Origin of the sequence: Stenotrophomonas sp. PUT21, from assembly GCF_052232875.1 — a bacterium.
In the GTDB taxonomy this organism is placed as follows: Bacteria; Pseudomonadota; Gammaproteobacteria; order Xanthomonadales; family Xanthomonadaceae; genus Stenotrophomonas; species Stenotrophomonas maltophilia_N.
The window spans coordinates 3,334,220-3,354,677 of the sequence record NZ_CP197645.1; the positions used below are offsets into that span (position 1 = coordinate 3,334,220).

19 protein-coding genes are annotated in these 20,458 nt (G+C 66.6%); 7 read left to right on the forward strand and 12 right to left on the reverse strand.

All coding sequences use genetic code 11. From position 1 onward, the window contains the following. Nucleotides 1–153: 153 nt before the first annotated feature. Entirely contained in the window at nucleotides 154–1,200 is a 1,047-nt protein-coding gene (locus ACTT2I_RS15095) for a rod shape-determining protein (RefSeq protein ID WP_019186044.1), read from the reverse strand. A gap of 275 nt (nucleotides 1,201–1,475) precedes the next feature. Between ACTT2I_RS15095 and ACTT2I_RS15100 the strand changes: the two genes are divergently transcribed. Continuing rightward, nucleotides 1,476–2,414 carry a carbohydrate kinase family protein gene (locus tag ACTT2I_RS15100; protein WP_088433823.1) on the forward strand — a complete coding sequence of 313 codons (939 nt, stop codon included), beginning with the start codon at nucleotides 1,476–1,478 and terminating at the stop codon, nucleotides 2,412–2,414. Nucleotides 2,415–2,631: 217 nt separating this feature from the next. Here ACTT2I_RS15100 and ACTT2I_RS15105 read toward each other — a convergent pair whose 3' ends face one another. The 4 genes from ACTT2I_RS15105 to ACTT2I_RS15120 all read right to left on the reverse strand — a co-directional run bounded on the left by ACTT2I_RS15105 (nucleotide 2,632) and on the right by ACTT2I_RS15120 (nucleotide 5,813). Continuing rightward, nucleotides 2,632–3,243 (reverse strand): HAD family hydrolase, encoded by a 612-nt coding sequence (locus ACTT2I_RS15105; protein ID WP_421098963.1) that lies wholly within the window; start codon nucleotides 3,241–3,243, stop codon nucleotides 2,632–2,634. Beyond that, nucleotides 3,240–3,944 (reverse strand): hypothetical protein, encoded by a 705-nt coding sequence (locus tag ACTT2I_RS15110; protein ID WP_421098962.1) that lies wholly within the window; start codon nucleotides 3,942–3,944, stop codon nucleotides 3,240–3,242. Before ACTT2I_RS15110 ends, ACTT2I_RS15105 begins: the two co-directional genes overlap by 4 nt. Further along, nucleotides 3,941–4,672 (reverse strand): hypothetical protein, encoded by a 732-nt coding sequence (locus ACTT2I_RS15115; RefSeq protein ID WP_421098961.1) that lies wholly within the window; start codon nucleotides 4,670–4,672, stop codon nucleotides 3,941–3,943. Before ACTT2I_RS15115 ends, ACTT2I_RS15110 begins: the two co-directional genes overlap by 4 nt. 94 nt (nucleotides 4,673–4,766) lie before the next feature. Next, nucleotides 4,767–5,813: an MBL fold metallo-hydrolase gene (locus ACTT2I_RS15120; protein ID WP_216359465.1), complete on the reverse strand. Its 1,047-nt coding sequence runs from the start codon at nucleotides 5,811–5,813 to the stop codon at nucleotides 4,767–4,769. A gap of 131 nt (nucleotides 5,814–5,944) precedes the next feature. On the opposite strand from ACTT2I_RS15120, the gene ACTT2I_RS15125 reads away from it, so the two are divergent. Next, on the forward strand, nucleotides 5,945–6,565 hold the full coding sequence (locus ACTT2I_RS15125) for a TetR/AcrR family transcriptional regulator (protein WP_088433818.1): 621 nt from the start codon (nucleotides 5,945–5,947) through the stop codon (nucleotides 6,563–6,565). Between the two features lie 70 nt (nucleotides 6,566–6,635). Here the strand turns inward: ACTT2I_RS15125 and ACTT2I_RS15130 are convergent, their stop codons facing one another. The 3 genes from ACTT2I_RS15130 to ubiE form a co-directional block, all read right to left on the reverse strand. Next, nucleotides 6,636–8,576 (reverse strand): M1 family metallopeptidase, encoded by a 1,941-nt coding sequence (locus ACTT2I_RS15130; protein WP_088433817.1) that lies wholly within the window; start codon nucleotides 8,574–8,576, stop codon nucleotides 6,636–6,638. Nucleotides 8,577–8,660: 84 nt separating this feature from the next. Further along, nucleotides 8,661–9,527 carry a GGDEF domain-containing protein gene (locus ACTT2I_RS15135; protein ID WP_088433816.1) on the reverse strand — a complete coding sequence of 289 codons (867 nt, stop codon included), beginning with the start codon at nucleotides 9,525–9,527 and terminating at the stop codon, nucleotides 8,661–8,663. A 68-nt stretch (nucleotides 9,528–9,595) separates the two neighbouring features. Then, nucleotides 9,596–10,357, reverse strand: a complete 762-nt coding sequence (gene ubiE / locus ACTT2I_RS15140; RefSeq protein ID WP_070471930.1) for a bifunctional demethylmenaquinone methyltransferase/2-methoxy-6-polyprenyl-1,4-benzoquinol methylase UbiE — start codon at nucleotides 10,355–10,357, stop codon at nucleotides 9,596–9,598. A gap of 79 nt (nucleotides 10,358–10,436) precedes the next feature. Between ubiE and ACTT2I_RS15145 the strand changes: the two genes are divergently transcribed. The 4 genes from ACTT2I_RS15145 (at nucleotide 10,437) to ACTT2I_RS15160 (ending at nucleotide 12,314) form a co-directional block, all read left to right on the forward strand. Further along, nucleotides 10,437–10,889, forward strand: coding sequence for a nucleoside deaminase (locus tag ACTT2I_RS15145; RefSeq protein WP_421098960.1), 453 nt, complete (start codon nucleotides 10,437–10,439; stop codon nucleotides 10,887–10,889). Nucleotides 10,890–11,143: 254 nt separating this feature from the next. Next, a complete protein-coding gene (locus tag ACTT2I_RS15150; protein WP_088433814.1) occupies nucleotides 11,144–11,422 on the forward strand; it encodes a hypothetical protein in 279 nt (92 codons plus the stop codon). Between the two features lie 62 nt (nucleotides 11,423–11,484). Next, a complete protein-coding gene (locus ACTT2I_RS15155) occupies nucleotides 11,485–11,817 on the forward strand; it encodes a hypothetical protein (RefSeq protein ID WP_019186055.1) in 333 nt (110 codons plus the stop codon). A gap of 77 nt (nucleotides 11,818–11,894) precedes the next feature. Further along, nucleotides 11,895–12,314, forward strand: coding sequence for a low affinity iron permease family protein (locus ACTT2I_RS15160; RefSeq protein WP_088433813.1), 420 nt, complete (start codon nucleotides 11,895–11,897; stop codon nucleotides 12,312–12,314). 39 nt (nucleotides 12,315–12,353) lie between these two features. Here the strand turns inward: ACTT2I_RS15160 and ACTT2I_RS15165 are convergent, their stop codons facing one another. Genes ACTT2I_RS15165 through smeD form a run of 3 tightly spaced genes read right to left on the reverse strand, consistent with a single transcriptional unit; the run spans nucleotide 12,354 to nucleotide 18,084 of the window. Continuing rightward, nucleotides 12,354–13,754, reverse strand: coding sequence for an efflux transporter outer membrane subunit (locus tag ACTT2I_RS15165; protein ID WP_421098959.1), 1,401 nt, complete (start codon nucleotides 13,752–13,754; stop codon nucleotides 12,354–12,356). Continuing rightward, nucleotides 13,747–16,893: a multidrug efflux RND transporter permease subunit SmeE gene (gene smeE, locus ACTT2I_RS15170; RefSeq protein WP_088433811.1), complete on the reverse strand. Its 3,147-nt coding sequence runs from the start codon at nucleotides 16,891–16,893 to the stop codon at nucleotides 13,747–13,749. Before smeE ends, ACTT2I_RS15165 begins: the two co-directional genes overlap by 8 nt. A 12-nt stretch (nucleotides 16,894–16,905) precedes the next feature. Continuing rightward, a complete protein-coding gene (gene smeD, locus ACTT2I_RS15175; protein ID WP_070471921.1) occupies nucleotides 16,906–18,084 on the reverse strand; it encodes a multidrug efflux RND transporter periplasmic adaptor subunit SmeD in 1,179 nt (392 codons plus the stop codon). A 231-nt stretch (nucleotides 18,085–18,315) separates the two neighbouring features. Between smeD and ACTT2I_RS15180 the strand changes: the two genes are divergently transcribed. After that, entirely contained in the window at nucleotides 18,316–18,984 is a 669-nt protein-coding gene (locus ACTT2I_RS15180) for a TetR family transcriptional regulator (RefSeq protein ID WP_293979931.1), read from the forward strand. A gap of 63 nt (nucleotides 18,985–19,047) precedes the next feature. Here the strand turns inward: ACTT2I_RS15180 and hslU are convergent, their stop codons facing one another. Beyond that, the gene (gene hslU, locus ACTT2I_RS15185) at nucleotides 19,048–20,421 is read right to left on the reverse strand and encodes an ATP-dependent protease ATPase subunit HslU (RefSeq protein ID WP_088433808.1); all 1,374 of its coding nucleotides are present in this window, start codon (nucleotides 20,419–20,421) and stop codon (nucleotides 19,048–19,050) included. Between the last annotated feature and the right edge of the window lie 37 nt (nucleotides 20,422–20,458).

The following is a 20,458-nucleotide window of genomic DNA, read 5'->3' on the forward strand; positions in this document are numbered from 1 at the left end:
AGGCGTCGACTGGGAAAAGTGGGAGTGAAGCGCGTTGCAGCACAGCGCAGCGGGAACAGCATGCGACAACGCCCCGGCGAGGCGATGCCCGGTGAGCGGGGCCCACCGGCATCACGCCGCAGAGGCGCGTCCACGATACACGGCCGGTACGGCTTACTCCGGCGCAAAGAACTCGTTGCCGTGCATGTCCACCAGTTCCAGCGCACGACCACCACCGCGGGCCACGCAGGTCAGCGGGTCATCGGCCACCTGCACGTGCAGGCCGGTCTCTTCGGAGATCAGACGGTCCATGTCGCGCAGCAGGGCGCCACCACCGGTCAGCACGATGCCGCGCTCGGCGACGTCGGCGCACAGTTCCGGCGGGGTCTGCTCCAGCGCCAGCTTGACCGCGCTGACGATGCCCGAAAGCGGCTCGTGCAGGGCTTCCAGCACCTCGTTGGAGTTGATCTTGATCATCTTCGGCACGCCCTCGGCGAGGTTGCGGCCGGAGATTTCCATCTCGATCACTTCCGCCTGCGGGTAGGCGCAGCCCAGCTCGACCTTGATCCGCTCGGCGGTGGCTTCACCGATCAGCATGCCGTGGTTGCGGCGCACGTAGTTGGTGATCGACTCGTCGAAGCGGTCGCCGCCGATGCGCACGGAGGCCGAGTAGACGATGCCGTTGAGCGAGATCACCGCCACTTCGGTGGTGCCGCCGCCGATGTCGATGACCATCGAGCCGCGCGCTTCGGTGACCGGCATGCCGGCGCCGATCGCAGCCGCCATCGGCTCTTCGATCAGGAACACATCGCGCGCACCGGCCTCCTCGGCCGATTCCTTGATGGCGCGGCGCTCGACCTGGGTCGAGCCGGCCGGCACGCAGACCAGCACGCGCGGGCTCGGGCGCAGGAAGCGCGACTTGTGGACCTTCTTGATGAAGTGCTTGAGCATCGCCTCGGTGTAGGTGAAGTCGGCGATGACGCCGTCCTTCATCGGGCGGATGGTGGTGATATGGCCCGGGGTACGGCCGAGCATCTGCTTGGCCTCGGCGCCCACGGCAGCCACGGAACGGGTACCACCGATGGCACGGTCCTGGCGCACGGCCACGACCGACGGCTCGTTCAGCACGATCCCCTGCCCACGCACGTAGATGAGGGTGTTGGCCGTGCCCAGGTCGATGGACAGGTCATTGGAGAACATGCCACGCAGTTTCTTGAACATCTGGGAGTTGATCCTGAGGGGTGTCGCGCCCAACGCGGGATGGCGAAAAAATGGGCAGAATTCGAGGCCGACAAGCCTAGCAATCCCCCTGTGCGCGAGCAAGGACAAATCTGGCCGAAAGCCAGCCTTCACGGCCATTCAGGCCAATCCGGACAGCCCGGGTTCTGGCCCAAAGCCGCCCTACCCGTTAACCTTTGCGCCGCAGGGCGCCGCAGGGCGCCGTTTCGTTGCCCGCCCGACGGGCCTCAAACCCCCTTCCGCATAGGCCTTACTCGATGTCCGCTTTGATCTGTGGTTCTCTTGCCTTCGACACCATCATGGTGTTCCCGGACCAGTTCAAGAATCACATCCTGCCGGACAAGGTGCACATCCTGAATGTGTCGTTCCTGGTGCCGCGCATGCGTCGTGAATTCGGCGGTTGCGCCGGCAACATCGCCTACAACCTGTACCTGCTGGGTGGCGAGCCGATCCCGATGGGCACCGTGGGCTCGGACTTCGGCCCGTACCGCGAGTACTTCCAGGGCCTGGGCATCGACCTGAGCCGGGTCAAGGTGATCGATGAGCTGTTCACCCCGCAGGCGTTCATCACGACCGATCACGACAACAACCAGATCACCGCCTTCCACCCGGGCGCGATGATGCGGTCCTACGAGAACCACGTGAAGGACGTGCCGGGCGTGACCCTGGGCCTGGTCGGCCCGGACGGGCGCGAGGGCATGATCCAGAATTCGCAGGAGTTCTTCGAGGCCGGCGTACCGTTCATCTTCGACCCGGGCCAGGCCATGCCGCTGTTCAACGGCCCGGAGCTGCGCACCTTCATCGAGCAGGCCGACTACGTCGTCGTGAACGACTACGAGTCCAACCTGCTGCAGGAGCGCACCGGCTGGGATGAAAAGGAGATCGTGAGCCGGGTCAAGGCCTACATCACCACCCGCGGCCCGAAGGGCGCGGTCATCCATACCCCGGAAAAGACCTATGACATCCCGCCGGCGCACGAGCGCCGCGTGGTGGACCCGACCGGCTGCGGCGATGCATTCCGCGCCGGCCTGATCTACGGCATCGAGAAGGGCTACGACTGGCTGACCATCGGCCGCATGGGCAACCTGATGGGCGCGCTGAAGGTCGAGCACCCGGGCACCCAGAACCAGCGCTTCACGTTCGATGAGTTCAATGAGCAGTTCAAGCAGCAGTTTGGTTACGCGCTGAGCGTTTGATCGCATTGCGATCAAACGCGGCCCACGATTCGCCGAGGCGAATCGCGGGTCCCAATGGCATGCCACCTTATCCCCGCGCCGTTGGCGCGCCCCCTTTGGACAACAAGGGGGCTCTCCACCAGAAGGGGATCGGGGGGTGAGGTTGGAGCCAGGCCATGTCTGGCTGCTTTCCGGCCCCACCGCCTGCGGATCATGCAGCAGGCACTTGCCGCTGCGGTCAGGCCGAAACCCGGCCCGCTTCCCATGTCGCCAGCACCTGCCCGCAGTCGGCCAGGTGCCAGCAGGCCATGCCCGGCCAGGGGTTGTCCGGGGTGTTGACCAGCATCGTGCGGGTGCCTGCGGCGCGGCCGCATTCCAGGTCGAAGCGGTAGTCGCCGACTATCACCACCCGGGCGGGATCGACCTGCCAACGTTCCACAAAATATCGCAGGCCCGCCGGTGACGGCTTGGGCTCGGCGTCGTCGCGGCCGATGATGTCGTCGAGGGCGAACACGTCCCCGATGCCGATCGCCTGCAGCGTCACCTGGGCCAGTTCGCGCGCGTTGCGGGTCAGAATGCCCAGCCGGCAGCCCGCGGCGTGCAGCGCGCGGATCAGGGGGACGGCGCCGGGGGCGGCCTGCGCCTCGCCGGCCAGCGCGCGTTCGTGTGCGAGCAACCACGCATGCTTGGCTGCGGCCTCCTCGGCCGGCAGCGCGGCGAGGTGGGTGAGGATGTCCTCGTCCGCGGGAATCGCGAGCTCACGCTTGATCCGCTGGAAATCGTGCACCGCGACGGTCAGCGTGCCGTCCATGTCGAACACCCAGTGACGGATCGCCGCAAGCCCGCTCATGGGGTCGGTTGCGTACAGGTGGGCTGCTGGTCACCGCCGCACAGCGTGGTCGCGGTGATGGCCTGCATGTACCCCGCGATCCGGGCCGGCTCGATCCGGTACGGCTTGTTGCGCCGAAGCTCGGCCGCATCGGCCGGGCGCCAGCCGTACTGCAGCTGGTGCATGAACCCATTGCCCTGCACGAAGGCCACCACCGCGCCTTCGCCGAACGGTGCCGCCGGACCCAGCTTGTCGCAGAAGCCACCGGCCACGGCGAACTCGACACCGTTGAAGCGGTTGCTGCGCGCACTCGTCGGGGTGAAGCGTCCCGCGCAGAACGTCTTCGCCTTTTCCTGCTGCTGGGTGATACCAACCTGCGCCAGGGTCGCACCGCTGGCCGCGACCTGCTGCAACACCTCGGCTGAAGGCATCGGCAACCGGCGGATCAGCAGATAGCCGCCACGCCAGGTCTGGATGTCTTCACCGGGAGGCAGATACTCGGCCATCACCTCACCGTTGCCGCTGCGATCACCCTCCATCCAGGCCAGGGTCCACCCCGCTGGCACGGTGTGCTGCAACTGCTCGCCATGCACCTCGAACGCGCTGCCGGCGGCCGCGTCGGCGAAGGCCGGTGACGACGCCGACAGCGCCACGGCCGCCAGTGCCGCCAGTGCCGCGATCGCGCCCGGCACGCGTCTGCGCACCGGCGGGCGCCGGCTCATTGCCACCACCCGGGCATCCGGCTCGCATCCACGCCACCGGTTTCGAACACGGCCGTGCGCGTGCCACCGGCCTTGACCGGGAACTCGATGCTGATCACCTTGGCCTTGCGCGCCAGGTTCCACAGCGCTTTCTGGTCGGTGATGAACATCGCGATCGCTTCATCGGTGTCCGGGCGCCAGGCCGCCATCGAGACCGGCTTGCCATCGTCGACGGTCACCTTGACCTGGCACTTCGGGCAGCGGAAATCGCCGGCCTGCAGCACCAGATAGGCGTGCCGCTTCCACTCGGGGTGATCGCGGAAGACCAGCTGCACCGGCTTGGCGCCGCTGCCATCCACGTCCACGCGTTCCTTGCTGTAGATCTGCGCCGAGGACTGGATGCCCTTGGTGCCGACCGGGATCTGGTTGTACTGCCACAGGGCCTGCAGACGACGCGTTTCGCGCGCGGCCTCGGCCTTGGCCTTGACCTCGGCGTAGCCCGGCTCGATCCGGGCGGCGACGTCGGTGTCCTTGTACTGGTCCAGCAGCGAGCCACCATGGATGCGGGCACGTTCCCAATCCTGCGCGGCGACAGCCATGTCGTACTGCTTGGCCACGCCTTCGGCCTTTTCTTCCTGCTGCGCCTTGGCGGCGGCCGCGGCGGCCTGCTGCGCCTGGCGTTCGGCTTCGGGGTTGCTGCAGGCTGCCAGCGCGAAGGCGCAGGCCGCTACCAGGATCAGTCGTTTCATCGCGTGCTCCGTAGTGGACGATGGCGCGCACGGCGCCGGCGCCTACTTTATCGCCAAGCCGCGCACGCCGGTGTTGCCGCGATGATGGCCCGCCTCATTCCGCGCTTGGCTGTCCTTCGCGCCACCAGTGGGTGGACGGTGCCGGCGCGCGGATATCCAGGCGTTCGCCCATATGCGGTGCGGTCAGCGCTACGCCCTGTTCCTGCGCCAGCGCGGTGATGCGCTCGAACGGTTCGGTCCACGGGTGCAGGGCCAGGTCGAAGGTGCCGTTGTGGATCGGCATCAGCACCTTGCCACGTACATCCAGATGCGCCTGCAGACTCTGCTCGGGCTGCATGTGCACATCGGGCCAGTCCTCGCCGTAGGCGCCGGTTTCAATCATGGTCAGGTCGAACGGGCCGTAGCGTTCGCCGATGCGGGCGAAGCCATCGAAGTAGCCGGTGTCACCGCTGAAGAAGATCCGGGTACGTCCGGTATCGATCACCCACGAGGCCCACAGCGTGCGGTTGCCATCGGCCAGGGTGCGGCCGGAGAAATGCTGGGCCGGCGTCGCGACGATCTTCAGGCCGTCCACGCGGGTGTCCTGCCACCAGTCCAGCTGCACGACCTTCGCGGCCGGTACGCCCCAGGCGATCAGGCGATCGCCCACGCCCAGCGCGGTGACGAAGTGCTGCACCTTGGGGGCCAGCGCCCGGATCGCGTCGTGATCGAGGTGATCGTAGTGGTCATGCGAGATGATCACGCCGGTGATCGGCGGCAGTTCGTCGATGGTGAGCGGCGGCGCATGGAAGCGCTTGGGGCCCATGAACGACATCGGCGAGGCACGCTCGGAAAATACCGGGTCGGTCAGCCAGAAGTGGCCGTCCAGCTTCATCAGCATCGTCGAATGCCCCAACCGCCACAGGCTGTCGTCCGGCGCGTCGAGCAGGGCCTGGCGGGTCAGCGCCTGCACCGGGATCGGCGCCAGCGGGCTGGCATCGGCCGGCTTGTTGAACAGGAAGCGCCACATCACCCCGACCGTGCGGAAGAAGCCGAGGTCGGTCTTGCCGGTGGGGTTGTGGAAGCGACCGTCGCCGAACTGGGGCGACTGGTCGTAGGCGGCCGCCGGGCGGGCACCGCAGGTCAACAGGCCAATGGACATGGCGATCAACACCGTCAGAAGGAGGAGGACACGAGGCAGGCGACGTTTCATGTGGGGCTTGCCCTGGAAAGTACACCGGGGAGTTTACTTGCCTTTTTCGAAAAGTAAACTGAACGGTGTAAAATGGGCACATGAGCACTTCCCAGCGCCCCACCCGCCTGACCGACCGCAAACGCGCGGCCATCCTCGGCGCGGCCGTGGCCGAGTTCCGCGAATTCGGCTTTGCCGGCACCAGCATGGATCGCATCGCGGCCACCGCCGAAGTGTCCAAGCGCACCGTCTACAACCACTTCGCCAGCAAGGACGAGTTGTTCGCCGCGATCCTGTGGCAGCTGTTCGAGGCCAGCCAGGCGCTGGATGTCGTGCCATACGATCCCGAGCAGCCGTTGCGCGAACAGTTGCTGGTGTTCGCCGCGCGGAAGATGCGCCTGCTGGACGATCCCGGCTTCATCGATCTCTCGCGGGTCGCGATGGCCGAACTGGTCCATGCCCCCGAGCGTGCGCGCGCGATGATGGACAAGCTGGCCGAGAAGGAAGAGGGCCTGACCGGCTGGATCCGCGCGGCCCAGGCCGATGGCCGGCTGCGCACGGAGATGCCGCCGGCGGAGGCCGCGCATCAGTTGCAGGCGATGCTCAAGGCCTTTGCGTTCTGGCCGCAGATCACCTTCGGCCAGCCCTCGCTCACGCCGTCGCAGCAGCAGCAGGTGATGCACGACTGCGTGGACATGTTCCTGGCGGTGCGCGCGCTGTAAGCGCTGCCGCCCAGGCATGAAAAACGGCGGGTTTCCCCGCCGTTTTTCGTTCAACCGATACCTCTGGCGATTACGGCTTGGCCGCGCCCGCCTCGGCCTTGTCCAGCATGTCCTGGACCGAGCCGGTGGTGATCGGGTGGTAGCCCGGCTTGGCCTTGGCAAAGGCCGCCTTGGCGAAGGCCAGGCCTTCGGGCGTCTTCACCAGCTCGGCGTAGATCGGCATGATCAGCTTGCGGCGACCGACGCGTTCGATGAAGGCACCGGCGGCTTCGTTGGCTTGGCTGTAGCCACTGCGGATCGTCAGCGGGTACCAGCGCATCGCGATTTCACCGTTGGCGGTGCCGGTGAAGTGGTACGCCTTGTCCAGCGCGGCCAGCTTCTCGACCGGCAGGGTCTTGCCCAGGCCGTCGATGAAGTGCACCCATTCCTGGGTGCCCCACTCGCCGGTGATCTGTGCGTTCGGCAGCGTGTTGCTGCCCTGCCAGGCGATGCGGGCGGTATCGACGATGGAGAAGTTGCGCGAACGGGCCTTGGTCGCGAACGACGGAATGCCCGGCTCGTCCAGCCACGCCTTCAGCTCGGCATCGGTGACGGCGCCGGGCTTCTTGGACAGCAGATTCTTCTTCAGGTACTCGATGAACTGATCGGTGTTCGCGCTCTGGAAGGCGTGATCATCGAACCAGCCACGCAGGAACGGATCGAAGGTCTCGCGGCCGAAGCGCTGTTCCAGGAACTGCAGGAACCACGCGCCCTTGACGTAGGCGACCTGGCTCAATGCCTCGTCCGGATCACGCTCGCTCAGCGGCGGCAGCGCCAGGGCCTGGTCGGCCGGACTCATGTCCTTCACTTCGGCGAGCAGGTCGTTCTGGTCGATCTCGCGCTCCATCTCGGCCATCTCCTGGCCATACAGCGCCTCGGTGATGCGGCCCTGCACGTAGGTGGTGAACCCTTCGTTGAGCCAGATGTCCTTCCAGCTGGCGTTGGTCACCAGGTTACCCGACCAGCTGTGCGCCAACTCGTGGGCGACCAGCGAGACCAGCGACTTGTCCCCGACGATCACGGTCGGGGTGGCGAAGGTCAGGCGCGGGTTTTCCATGCCACCGAACGGGAACGACGGCGGCAGCACCAGCATGTCGTAGCGGCCCCAGCGGTACTCGCCGTAGAGCTTCTCGGCGGCGCCGATCATCTTCTCGGTGTCTTCGAACTCCTTGGCGGCCTTGCCGACCATGGTCGGTTCGGCCCACACGCCGGAGCGGCCGGAGATCGGCTCGAACACCAGGTCGCCGGCGGCGATGGCCAGCAGGTAGGACGGGATCGGCTGCGGCATCTTGAAGGTGTAATCCCCATCACGCGCGGCCTTGGGATCGTTGTCGGCGCTCATCAGCACCATCACGTCCGGGCGCGAGACCACGTGCGCGCTGTAGGTGAAGCGCACGCTCGGGGTGTCCTGCAGCGGCACCCAGGAACGGGCGTGGATCGCCTGCGACTGGCTGAACATGAAGGGCAGCTTCTTGCCCTCGGTCATCGACGGCTCCAGCCACTGCAGGCCCGAGGCGGTCGGTGCGGTGTGATACGTGATCACGACCTTGGCCGGCTGGTCCGGCGTCTCGATGCTCAGCTTGCTGCCGAACACCTTGTCGGCCGGCGCCAGCACGAAGGGCAGCGGCGCGGCCTTGCCGTCGGCGGCGATCGCCTCGACCTTCTCCACGCTCAGCTCGCGGGTGTCGAGCACCAGCTGCTTGGCGGCCTTGTCCTTCCACTCCAGCGTGTAGGTCGCGGTGCCGCCGATCTGCTTGCTGTCGAAATCCAGCTTCAGGTCCAGCGCGATGTCCTTGACGACGACCTTGTCCGGCTCGGCGTAGGAACTTTCATCGTGGCTGCGGCTGTCGGCTTTCATGGCAGTGCTCGCCGGGGCGGTGGCAGTGGGATCGACGGTCGGAGCCGCCGGTTCTTTGGAGCAGCCGGACGCCAGGGCGACGGCCAGGGGAATCAACAGGAACGGAGATCGCATGAACTCGGGACCGATCAGGGTGAAACGACCAGTTTACCCCCTGTCCCGAGCGCCCGCGCAGGCCGCGCGTGGCGGTTCGCGCATTCAGTCCTCCGCGCGCAGCAGGCGGCCGCCCCCGGCGTACTTGGCCCGGTACATCGCCGCATCGGCGCGCCGGTAGGCCTCGCGCAGGTCATCACCGGGACGATAGCCCGCCGCACCGGCACTGGCCCGCACCGGCGGGTCGCCGGCGCGCGCAGGCGCGGCCAGCTGCGCCAGCCAGCGGGTCACCCGCTCCCCCGCCTCGTTGCCGTCAGCGTGCACGGCCAGCAGGAATTCGTCACCGCCCCAGCGGCCGATCCAGTCCGGGCCGCGCAGCCACTGCCGCGCGGTGTCCACCAGCCGCACCAGCACCTGGTCGCCGGCCAGATGGCCGTGGGCGTCGTTGATCGGCTTGAGGTTGTCCAGATCGACCACGAACAGGGTCAGCGGCCGGTCCGTTTCGCTGGCCCAGGCCGCAGAATCGGCCAGCGCCTGCTCGCAGCCACGACGGTTCAAGGCCTGGGTGAGCGGATCGAGCAGCACGCTGCGGCGCAGGTCGCGCAGGCCGGCATCCACGCCATGCAGATTGCGGTTGATGCTGCGCAGCAGCCGGCCGATTTCATCGTGGCCCAGATCCGGCAGATGTGGCAGGCGTTGCTCATCGTAGTAGGCCTCCAGCGCATCGGCGGCCTGGCGCAGCGGCGCCATCAGGCGGTACAGCGCCATCATCGCCATCGCCGTGCCGAGCAGCGTGGCCAGCAGCACCACCCCGACCACGGTCCACATCATCCCGCGCTCATAGTGGCCGGTGGCGGCCATCCACAGCAGCAGGACCAGCAGCGGGACGTGCAGGCCAAGAAACACCACCGCCATCAGCTTGGCGGTGAACGAGCGGGGAAACACACGGGCAAGCCCGCGGTACAGGCGCATGGCAGGCCCTCTTCGACAGCCTGCCTGCAGTGTGGCCGAGCCCCCTCAGCGGGAACCGGACCGCTGTCTCAAAGTTTGTAGCCGGAGTGAATCGAAACGATGCCACCGGTCAGGTTCTTGTAATGGCAACGCTCGAAACCGGCCTCGGCCATCATGGTCTTGAGCTGTTCCTGCGGCGGATGCTTGCGGATGCTCTCGGCCAGGTACTGGTAGCTGTCGCCGTCACGCGCGAACAGCTGGCCCAGCTTGGGCAGGATCTTGAAGGAGTGGAAATCGTAGATCGGCTTGAACCAGTCGGCGGTGACTTCGGAGAACTCCAGCACGCGCGCCTGGCCGCCCACCTTGAGCACGCGGTGCATCTCGCGCAGGCCGGCTTCCTTGTCGGTCACGTTGCGCAGGCCGAAGGCGATGGTGACCAGATCGAAGCTCGCATCGGGGAACGGCAGCGCCTCGGCGTTGCACTGCACGTAGTTCAGGCCCGCGACCAGGCCGCGGTTGGTCAGCCGGTCACGGCCGACGGAGAGCATGCCGGCGTTGATGTCGCCCAGCACCACTTCACCCTCGTCCCCCACCCGCTCCTTGATCAGCGCGGCGATATCGCCGGTGCCGCCGGCCAGATCGAGCACGCGGTCGCCCGGCTTCACCTGCGCGGTGGCGACGTAGTAGCGCTTCCACGCCCGGTGGATGCCCAGGCTCATCAGATCGTTCATCAGGTCGTAGCTGCGCGCGACCGAGGTGAACACTTCGCCCACCAGCTTCTGCTTGTCCTTCGCAGCGACATCGCGGAAGCCGAAATGGGTGGTGCCAGTCTTGTAGGGGGATTCGCTCATGGGGACGATTATCGCACCGCCGGCGCCGTTGCGGCAGGCCGCCCACTATCATGAAGGCCTTCACGTCCCTGGATTGCGCATGATCACCACCCCCGACTACGCCGCCCTGCTCGAAACCGCCATCGCCGAAGCCCGCCAGGGCCTGGCCGAAGGCGGCATCCCGATCGGCGCCGCGCTGTACCACAACGACGGCCGCCTGCTCGGCTGCGGCCACAACCGCCGCGTGCAGGAAGGCGACCCGTCCGTGCATGGCGAAACCGACGCCTTCCGCAAGGCCGGCCGCCAGCGCCGTTACCAGGACACCATCATGGTGACCACCCTGGCCCCGTGCTGGTATTGCAGCGGGCTGGTGCGCCAGTTCAACATCGGGACCGTGGTGGTCGGCGAGTCGGTCACCTTCCAGGGCGGCATCGAGTGGCTGCGCGAGAACGGGGTCAAGGTGATCGACATGCAGAGCCAGGCCTGCGTCGACCTGCTTGGTGGCTTCATCAGCGCCCATCCCGAGGTCTGGAACGAAGACATCGGCGAGTAAGCGCAGCCGATTCCGCGCGGATCGGCGGTGAAGCTGCCCGCGCGATGCTCAAACGCAGCGCGCGGGCACTGCCACGTTCTGAATGCTTCAGTGAGCGGGGCGGCGCGCAAGGCCCTGTCCCGTGGGTGTCTGCCTGCAGTGCCGTCACGCGACGTCCACTGCAGTGGGACAGCGCGAACACGCGGCACTAACAACCGCGGTGCATGAACGTCTTAAGGTGGTTGCACAGGGGGCACCATCGTCGAGGAGACGTCATGCATGCCCAAACCCGCCGCACCTCCTCCGTCGAACCTGCGTTGATGGACGCGTGGGAAAGACTGCAGGTGCATTACGCACGCCACCACAACGCCGCGCCTTTCTGGGATGCCTACCAGGCGATCCAGGATGAGTTGACGCGGTCCCATCCGCATCACCGCGTCGCGGTCTGCAACCGGCTGGCGACCCTGGCCGAACGCCTGGGCGTGGTCCGCCACGCGCATCTGCTGGGCGATCACCGCAGCGAAAGCCGCCACACCGGCTCCACATCGCCATGACATCACATGCACCGCGCCCTACGCCATCATCCAGATTCCCTTCTTCCCATATTGAAGTGACCATGTCCTCCGCCCAGATCTCCATCCCTGCCGTCATCGATGTCGACGCCGAAGTCAGCTACTGGCGCCAGCGTCATGCCGACGGCAACCTCGGGACGGGCTCATTCGGCCACTACGTGCCGTGGATCAAATTCGCCTGCGATTCGCTGATCACGCAACCGCGTGCCAGCGATGAGCAGCGCGATGAAATGTTCCAGACCCACTACGCGCTGCAGATCATGCCGCGCCTGTCCGAAGAACAGGCCCGCCAGTTTGTCGACCAGTGCTGGGAACACGTCTACCATGCCGGCCGCCAGGACCTGTCCTCGCGCCCGCGGCTGCATGCCCGCGTCTGACCCGCGCCGGCTGCACAGCGCCTGCACGGCGCCCCACCAATGATGCAGGCACCCCCGGCCATCGCCTGTCGTGCCTCATGAAACTGCGCAGTCTCTTCAACCTTGTCGCCAAGAAGGCGTCCTATGCGGCGGGAACGCCGTGGACCTTCCTGGCGGCGGTCACCATCGTGGTGGTCTGGGCCCTGAGCGGGCCGATCTTCAGGTTCAACGACACCTGGCAACTGGTGATCAACACCGGTACCACCATCATCACCTTCCTGATGGTGTTCCTGATCCAGCACAGCCAGAACGCGGACACCGCCGCGATCCAGATCAAGCTCGATGAGCTGATCCGCGCGAGCAAAGACGCCAACAACGAACTGCTCGATCTGGAAGAGCTGGACGAAGAGCGCCTGGAAGAAATCCGCCGCGAGTACGAACGCATGGCGCGCGAAGCCGGCAACGCGCTGGATCGCGCGCGGCGCTGCCATGGCGATGGTCGCGCCGACGACCCATGACCGGCACGGGTGCGACCGGCTGGCCGCACCCGCACTGACTCACCCGCGCTCGTGCCAACCGCCGCCGAGCACCTTGTACAGCGCCACCTGGTTGGACTGCTGCGCCAGCTGCGTGCTGACCAGCGACTGCCGTGCGGTATACGCAGTACGCCGTGCATCCAGCAGGGTCAGGAAGCTGTCCAGCCCGGCGTCGTAGCGCGCCTGCGACAGCCGCTGCGCCTGCTCCGCCGCGGCCACCAGCGCCTGCTGCGAAGACAACTGTGCATCCAGGCTTTCGTTGAGTGCCAGCGCATCGGCCGCCTCGCGGAAACCGGACTGGATCGCCCTCTCGTACTGTGCCAGCGCGATATCGCGGTCAGCCGTGGCCATGCCCAGGTTCGCGCGCAGCTTGCCGCCCTGGAAGATCGGCAGGTTGAGCTTGGGAATGAAGCTCCACACGCGCGTGCCGCTGTCGAACAGGCCCGACAGCTCCGACGAGGCCGATCCGATGCTGCCGGTCAGGCTGATCGACGGGAAGAACGCCGCGCGCGCGGCACCGATGTTGGCGTTGGCCGAGAGCAGCACGTGCTCGGCGGCCATGACGTCCGGCCGCCGCAGCAGCACATCGCCCGGCATCCCGGCCGGCAGCGGCCGCACGCTGGCGACCTCGGTCACCTCGGCCTGCGGCAGCAGCGTGGCATCGACCGGCCCACCGGCCAGCAGCACCAGCGCATTGCGGTCCTGCGCGACCTGCCCGGCAAAGCGCGCCACATCGGTGCGCGCGGTTTCCACCAGGGTGCGGGTCTGGCTCAGTTCCAATGCCGAGGCGCCACCGAGTTCCCGGCGGGCTTCGGTCAGCCGCAGCGAGTCCTCATAGGTGGCCAGCGTCGCCTGCGCGATCCGCAGCTGCTCGCTGTCCGCGCCCAGGGTCAGCCACGCATTGGCCACCTCGGCCACCAGCGACAGCTGTGCGCTGCGGCGGTTGGCCGCCTCGGCGAAGTACTGCTGCAGCGCCGCTTGGCTGAGGTTGCGCACGCGCCCGAACAGATCCAGCTCGAACTCGACCACGCCGAGGTTGGCACTGAACTGCTCGGTCACCGGTGCATCGCCACCACTGCGGGTCATCTGCCCCTGCACCCCGACCGCCGGCACGCGGTCGGCGCGCTGGATGCGGTACTGCGCCCGGGCACGCTCGACATTGAGCACGGCCACGCGCAGGTCGCGGTTGTTCTCCAGCGACTGGGTGATCACCGCCTGCAGGCGCGGATCGACGAAGAAATCGCGCCAGCCGATGTCGGCCACCTCAGCCGTCGGCGTGGCCGGCGCCCCGGCAGTGACCGCTGCCGGCCACTGCGAGGGAATCGCCGGAGCGACTTCAGTGCTGCGCGGCTCCAGTGTCGAGCAGCCGGACAGCACCAGGCTCACGGCCAGCGCCACGCTGGCCATCATGGGCTTACGCATCGGAACCTCCAGCATTCTTGCCGTACTTCTTGCGATTGAACACGCGCTGCACCACCACGAAGAACAGCGGGATGAAGAACACACCCAGCAGCGTGCCGACCAGCATGCCGCCCAGCACGCCGGTACCGATGGCCTGCTGTGCGCCCGAACCGGCACCGGAGGCGATCGCCAGCGGCAGCACGCCCAGGCCGAAGGCCAGCGAGGTCATGATGATCGGGCGCAGACGGTCGCGCACGGCATGCATCGTCGCCTCGATCAGGCCCGCGCCCTTCTCCAGGTTTTCCTTCGCAAACTCCACGATCAGGATCGCGTTCTTGCTGGTCAGGCCCACCGTGGTCAGCATCGCCACCTGGAAGTAGATGTCGCGCTCCATGCCGCGGAAGGTGTTGGCCAGCACCGCGCCGAGGATGCCCAGCGGCGCCACCAGCAGCACCGAGGTCGGCACGCTCCAGCTTTCATACAGCGCGGCCAGGCACAGGAACACGATCAGCAGCGACAGCGTGTACAGCAGCGGTGTCTGCGAACCGGCCTGGCGTTCCTGGTACGACAGCGCGGTCCACTCGATGTCGAAACCGGCCGGCAGCTGCTTGGCGAGCTTCTCCACTTCGTTCATCGCATCGCCCGAGGCCACGCCCTGCGCCGGCTCACCCTGGATCTCCATCGCGGACACGCCGTTGTAGCGCTCCAGGCGCGGCGAACCGTAATCCCATCGCTGACTGGCGAAGGCCGAGAACGGCACCATCTCACCGGCGGTGTTCTTCACCGACCACAGGTTGAAGTCTTCCGGGTTCATGCGGAACGGCGCGTCGGACTGCACATACACGCGCTTGACCCGGCCACGGTCGATGAAGTCATCGATGTAGCTGCTGCCCCAGGCCGCCGCCAGCGTCGTATTGACCGCCTCCAGCGACAGACCCAGCGCACTGGCCTTGCCGACATCGATATCGATGCGCAGCTGCGGGGTGTCTTCCTGCCCGTTCGGGCGCACGTTGGCCAGCAGCTTGCTCTGCCCGGCCATGCCGAGCAGCTGGTTGCGTGCATCCAGCAGCGCCTGGTGACCGGCACCGCTGGTGTCCTTCAGGAAGAAGGTGTAGCCCGAACCGATACCCAGCTCCGGCATCGCCGGCGGCGGGAAGGCGAAGATGAAGGCGTCCTTGATCCCGCCCAGCGCGGCCATGGCACGGCCGGTGATCGGCATCGCGCCCTGGTCGGCATCACGGTCCTTCCAGTCCTTGAGCTTGACGAAGGCCATGCCCGCGTTCTGGCCCATGCCGGCGAAGCTGAAGCCCTGCACGGAGAAGATCGACTCGATCGCGTCGGCCTCGTTCTCCATGAAGTGCTTTTCGAGCTTGTCGATCGATTCCAGCGTACGTTCCTGGGTGGCACCAACCGGGGTCTGCACCAGCGCCATCAGGATGCCCTGGTCTTCATTGGGCAGGAACGAACTGGGCAGGCGCATGAACAGCAGGCCCATCACCAGCGCGAGCGCAGCGAACACCCCCATGAAGCGCCACGGACGGCCGAGGATGCCGCGCACGCCACGCTGATACTTCGCGCTGGAGCTGTCGAAACCACGGTTGAAGGCGTTGAAGAAGCGACCCGACCAGCCCTTGTGGGCCACGTGGTGCTCGCCCTTCTTGAGCGGCTTGAGCATGGTCGCGCACAGCGCCGGGGTCAGCACGATGGCGACCAGCACCGACAGCGCCATCGCCGAGACGATGGTGGCCGAGAACTGGCGGTAGATGACGCCGGTGGCACCGCTCATGAAGGCCATCGGCACGAACACCGCCGACAGCACCAGGCCGATGCCGACCAGCGCGCCGGTGATCTGGCTCATCGATTTGCGTGTCGCTTCCAGCGGTGACAGGCCCTCTTCGGACATGATCCGCTCGACGTTCTCCACCACCACGATCGCGTCATCGACCAGCAGGCCGATCGCCAACACCATCGCGAACATGGTCAGCATGTTCACCGAGAAGCCCAGCGCGGCCAGGATGCCGAACGTACCCAGCAGCACCACCGGCACCGCGATCGTCGGGATCAGGGTCGCGCGGAAGTTCTGCAGGAACAGGTACATCACCAGGAACACCAGCACGATGGCTTCGATCAGGGTCTTGATGACGCCCTTGATCGAGACCTGCACGAACGGCGTGGTGTCATACGGCACCACCGCCTTCAGGCCGGCCGGGAAGTTCGGGGCCATTTCATCCAGGGTGGCACGCACGCCGTTGGCGGTGGCCAGCGCGTTGGCGCCGGTGGCCAGGGTGATCGCGATACCCGAGGACGGCTTGCCGTTGTAGCGGGTCACGAAGTCGTACGATTCGGCCCCCAGCTCCACGCGGGCCACGTCGGCCAGGCGCAGTTCGGCACCGTCCTGCGCGCTGCGCACGATGATGTTGCGGAACTGCTCCGGCGTCTGCAGGCGGTCCTGCGCGTTGATGGTGGCGTTGAGCTGCTGGCCCTTGATCGACGGCGCGCCGCCGAGCTGGCCGATGGCGACCTGCGCGTTCTGCGCGGTGATCGCCGCGATCACTTCGGCGGTGGACAGCTTGTAGGTATGCAGCTTGTTGGGGTCCAGCCAGATGCGCATGGCGTACTTGCCACCGAACACCTGGATGTTGCCCACGCCCGGCACGCGGCTCAGCGGATCGACGATGTTGGAGCCGACGTAATCGGAGATGTCGTTGGCATCCATGCTGCCGTCTTCAGACACGAAGCCCAGCACCTGCAAGAAGCCGCTGCTCGACTTGGCCACGTTGATGCCCTGGCGCTGCACTTCCTGCGGCAGCAGCGGCATGGCCAGCTGCAGCTTGTTCTGCACCTGCACCTGGGCGATGTCCGGGTCGGTGCCGCTCTGGAAGGTCAGCGTGATCGTGGCCTGGCCATTGGAGGAGCTGTTGGAGGAGAAGTAGATCAGGCCGTCCAGGCCCTTCATGTTCTGCTCGATGATCTGCGTCACCGAGTCCTCGACCACCTTGGCCGATGCACCCGGATAGTTGGCGCTGATCTCGACAGCCGGCGGTGCCACTTCCGGGTACATCGACACCGGCAGCTTGAGCACCGCCAGGCCACCGGCGAGCATGATGATGATCGCAATCACCCACGCGAAGATGGGGCGATCAATGAAAAAACGTGCCATGGAATTCTCCGGTTACTGCTGGGCGGCGGGAGCCGCCGGCGCGGCGGCCGGCTTGGCCGGGGCCGCGCCCATTTCGGTGGCCTGCACGGGCATGCCCGGCTGGATCTTCTGCAGGCCTTCGACGATGACCTTGTCACCGGCCTTGAGCCCGTCTTCCACCAGCCACTTGTCGCCGAGCGAACGGCTGACCTTGACCTGTCGCACTTCGACCTTGTCGTCCTTGCCGACCACCATGGCGCTGGTATCGCCCTTGGGATCGCGGGCGATGCCCTGCATCGGCACCAGGATCGCGTTCTCGCGCACGCCGCTGCCCACCTGCGCACGCACGTACATGCCCGGCATCAGCACCTGGTCCGGGTTTTCGACCTTGACCCGCAGCGCGTAGCTGCCGGTGGTCGGGTCCACGCTGACTTCGGAGAATTCCAGGGTGCCCTTGTGGTCGAACTCGGTGCCGTCGTCGAGCAGGATCGTCACCGGCAGGGTCTGGTTGTCCTGCAGGCGGCCGCTGGCCAGCTCGCGGCGCAGCTGCAGCAGCTCGCTGGCGGACTGGGTCAGATCGACATAGATCGGGTTCAACTGCTGCACGGTGGCCAGCGCTTCGGCCTGGCCGGCGCTGACCAGCGCGCCCTGGGTGACCGACGACTTGCCGATGCGGCCGCTGATCGGCGCGGTGATGCGGGCGTAACCCAGCGTCACGTTGGCCGCATCCAGCGCGGCACGTGCGGCGCCCACATCGGCCTCGGCCTGCTTGAGCGCGGCGATCGCGTTTTCGTTGTCCTGGGTGCTGACCGCTTCGACCTTGGCCAGCTCACCGATGCGCCTGGCGCTCAGGCGCGCGGCATTGGCGGTGGCTTCGGCGCGGGCCAGCTGGGCGCGGGCGCTGTTGGCCTGGGCGCGGTAGCTGGCGTCATCAAGCTGGTACAGCGGCTGCCCCGCGGTGACCAGGCCCCCTTCGGTGAACAGGCGCTTGGCGACGATGCCGTTGACCTGCGGGCGCACTTCGGCGACCAGGAAGGCATTGGTGCGGCCGGGCAGTTCGCGGGTCAGGCCCACCTGCTCGGCCTTCAGGGTGGCCACGGTGACCTGGCCAGGCCCGCCCTGCGGACCCTCCTGCTCACCACCGCCACAGGCGGACACGGTCAGGGCGATCGCGAGGGACAGCGCGAGAAGACGGTATGGGGTTCTGGACATGGCGGTAGGAGCTCGCAGACGGAAAAGGGCGCGCCTGCAGCCCAACTTCCGATAAAAGCGAAGAATGACGACAAACAGGCAGCAAATGACGGCAAATATCCGAAACGAGACCCGCCCGCTTTCACAGGCAGTCCTCGCTGAGGATCAGTGGGGCGCAAATATACATACATGCATGTTTGTTTGTAAAGCGGTACAATTCAGGCCGGTTTCATCCAGCAACTGCACAGCGCAATGGCCAGAAAAACCAAAGAAGAGGCCCAGGCCACCCGCGAGGGCATCCTCGACGCGGCCCAGGTCTGTTTCCATGAATACGGGGTCGCCGGCACCAGCCTGGCGATGATCGGCGCGCGCGCCGGATTCACCCGCGGCGCGGTGTACTGGCACTTCAAGAACAAGGCCGAAGTGCTGACCGCGATGATCGACCGCGAGCGCGTGCCGTTCATCGAGCGCATGCGCCGCACCACCTCGGCCAAGCGCAGCACGCCGATCCTGGACCTGCGCTCGGCGCTGCTGGTCTCCTTCCGCGAACTGGCCGAAGACGAGCGCCTGCGCAACATGATGGAAATCATGCTGCGCAACGATCTCTCGGTGGAAAGCCAGGCGATGCAGGAACTGCAGCGCGAAGCCTCGCGCGAGGAACTGGCGATCATCGCCGCCGCGCTCGAGCGCGCGCGTGAGCTGGGCCAGCTTCGCGATCACGTGGATGCCGACACCGTGGCGCGCATCGTCAGCACCAGCCTGACCGGCGTGCTGTACAGCGCCATGCTGGAACCGGAGCTGTTCGAGATCCAGCGTGATGGCATGCAGACGCTCGATGCGATCTTCAGTGCCTTCGTCAAACCGGGTGTGTTCACCCCAGGCGCCCCGCCGACCGCGTTGCCGACCGACGACGAAGTCTGAGGCAAAAAAAACGGCGACACCGCAGTGCCGCCGTTCTTCCTACCACCCGATCGTTGCGTGCCGTTACAGGATGTAGCGGCTCAGGTCCGGATCCTGCACCAGCTCGCCCAGGTGCGCATCGACGTAGGCCTGGTCGATGCTGATGGTCTCGCCATCGCGGTCCGGGGCCTCGTAGCTCAGCGTATCCAGCAGGCGCTCCAGCACCGTGTGCAGGCGGCGCGCGCCGATGTTTTCCTGGCGCTCGTTGACCTGGAAGGCGATCTCGGCCAGACGATCCACCGCATCGACGGTGAACTTCATCGCAACACCTTCGGTCTGCAGCAGCGCTTCGTACTGCTTGGTCAGCGCGGCCTTCGGCTCGGTGAGGATGCGCACGAAATCCTGCTTGCTCAGCGCGCCCAGCTCCACGCGGATCGGGAAACGACCCTGCAGCTCCGGGATCAGATCGCTGGGCTTGGCCAGGTGGAACGCACCGGAGGCGATGAACAGGATGTGGTCGGTCTTGATGGTGCCGTACTTGGTGGAGACGTTGGAGCCTTCCACCAGCGGCAGCAGGTCGCGCTGCACGCCCTCGCGCGAGACATCGCCGCCACCGACGTTGTCGCCGCGCTTGGCGACCTTGTCGATCTCGTCGATGAACACGATGCCGTGCTGCTCGCAGGCCTCGATCGCCGCGCTGCGGATATCGTCTTCGTTGACCAGCTTGCCGGCCTCTTCCTCGATAAGAAGCGGGCGCGCGGCCTTGATCGACAGCGTGCGCTTCTGCGCCTTCGCACCGCCCATGCTGGAGAACATCTGGCGCAGCTGCTGGCCCATTTCCTCCATGCCCGGCGGGGTCATGATGTCCATGCTGACGTTGGCCGACACTTCCAGTTCGATCTCGCGCTCGTCCAGCTCGCCATTGCGCAGCATGCGGCGGAACTTGATGCGGGTCTCGTTGTCCTGTGCGGACGGCTCGTTGCGCGCGGCGTCGGCATCGAAGCCGATACCGGTGCTGCGGCGCGGCAGCAGCGCATCCAGGATGCGGTCTTCGGCGCGCTCTTCGGCCTGCGTGCGCACGCGCACCTTGGCCTGCTCGCGGTACAGCTTGACCGCGGTGTCGGCCAAGTCGCGGATGATCTGTTCCACGTCCTTGCCGACGTAGCCGACCTCGGTGAAGCGGGTCGCTTCGACCTTGACGAACGGCGCATTGGCCAGCGTGGCCAGGCGACGCGCGATTTCGGTCTTGCCGACGCCGGTCGGGCCGATCATCAGGATGTTCTTGGGCATTACCTCGTTGCGCAGCTCGGTCGGCAGCTGCATGCGGCGCCAGCGGTTGCGCAGCGCGATGGCGACCGCGCGCTTGGCGTCGTGCTGACCAACGATGTGCCGGTCCAGTTCCTGCACGATCTCGCGCGGGGTCATGGTGGCGGAAGAAACTTCAATCTTGTGCGGCATGGGTGTGCTCACGAATGAATGTGGTGGGTCGGGGTCG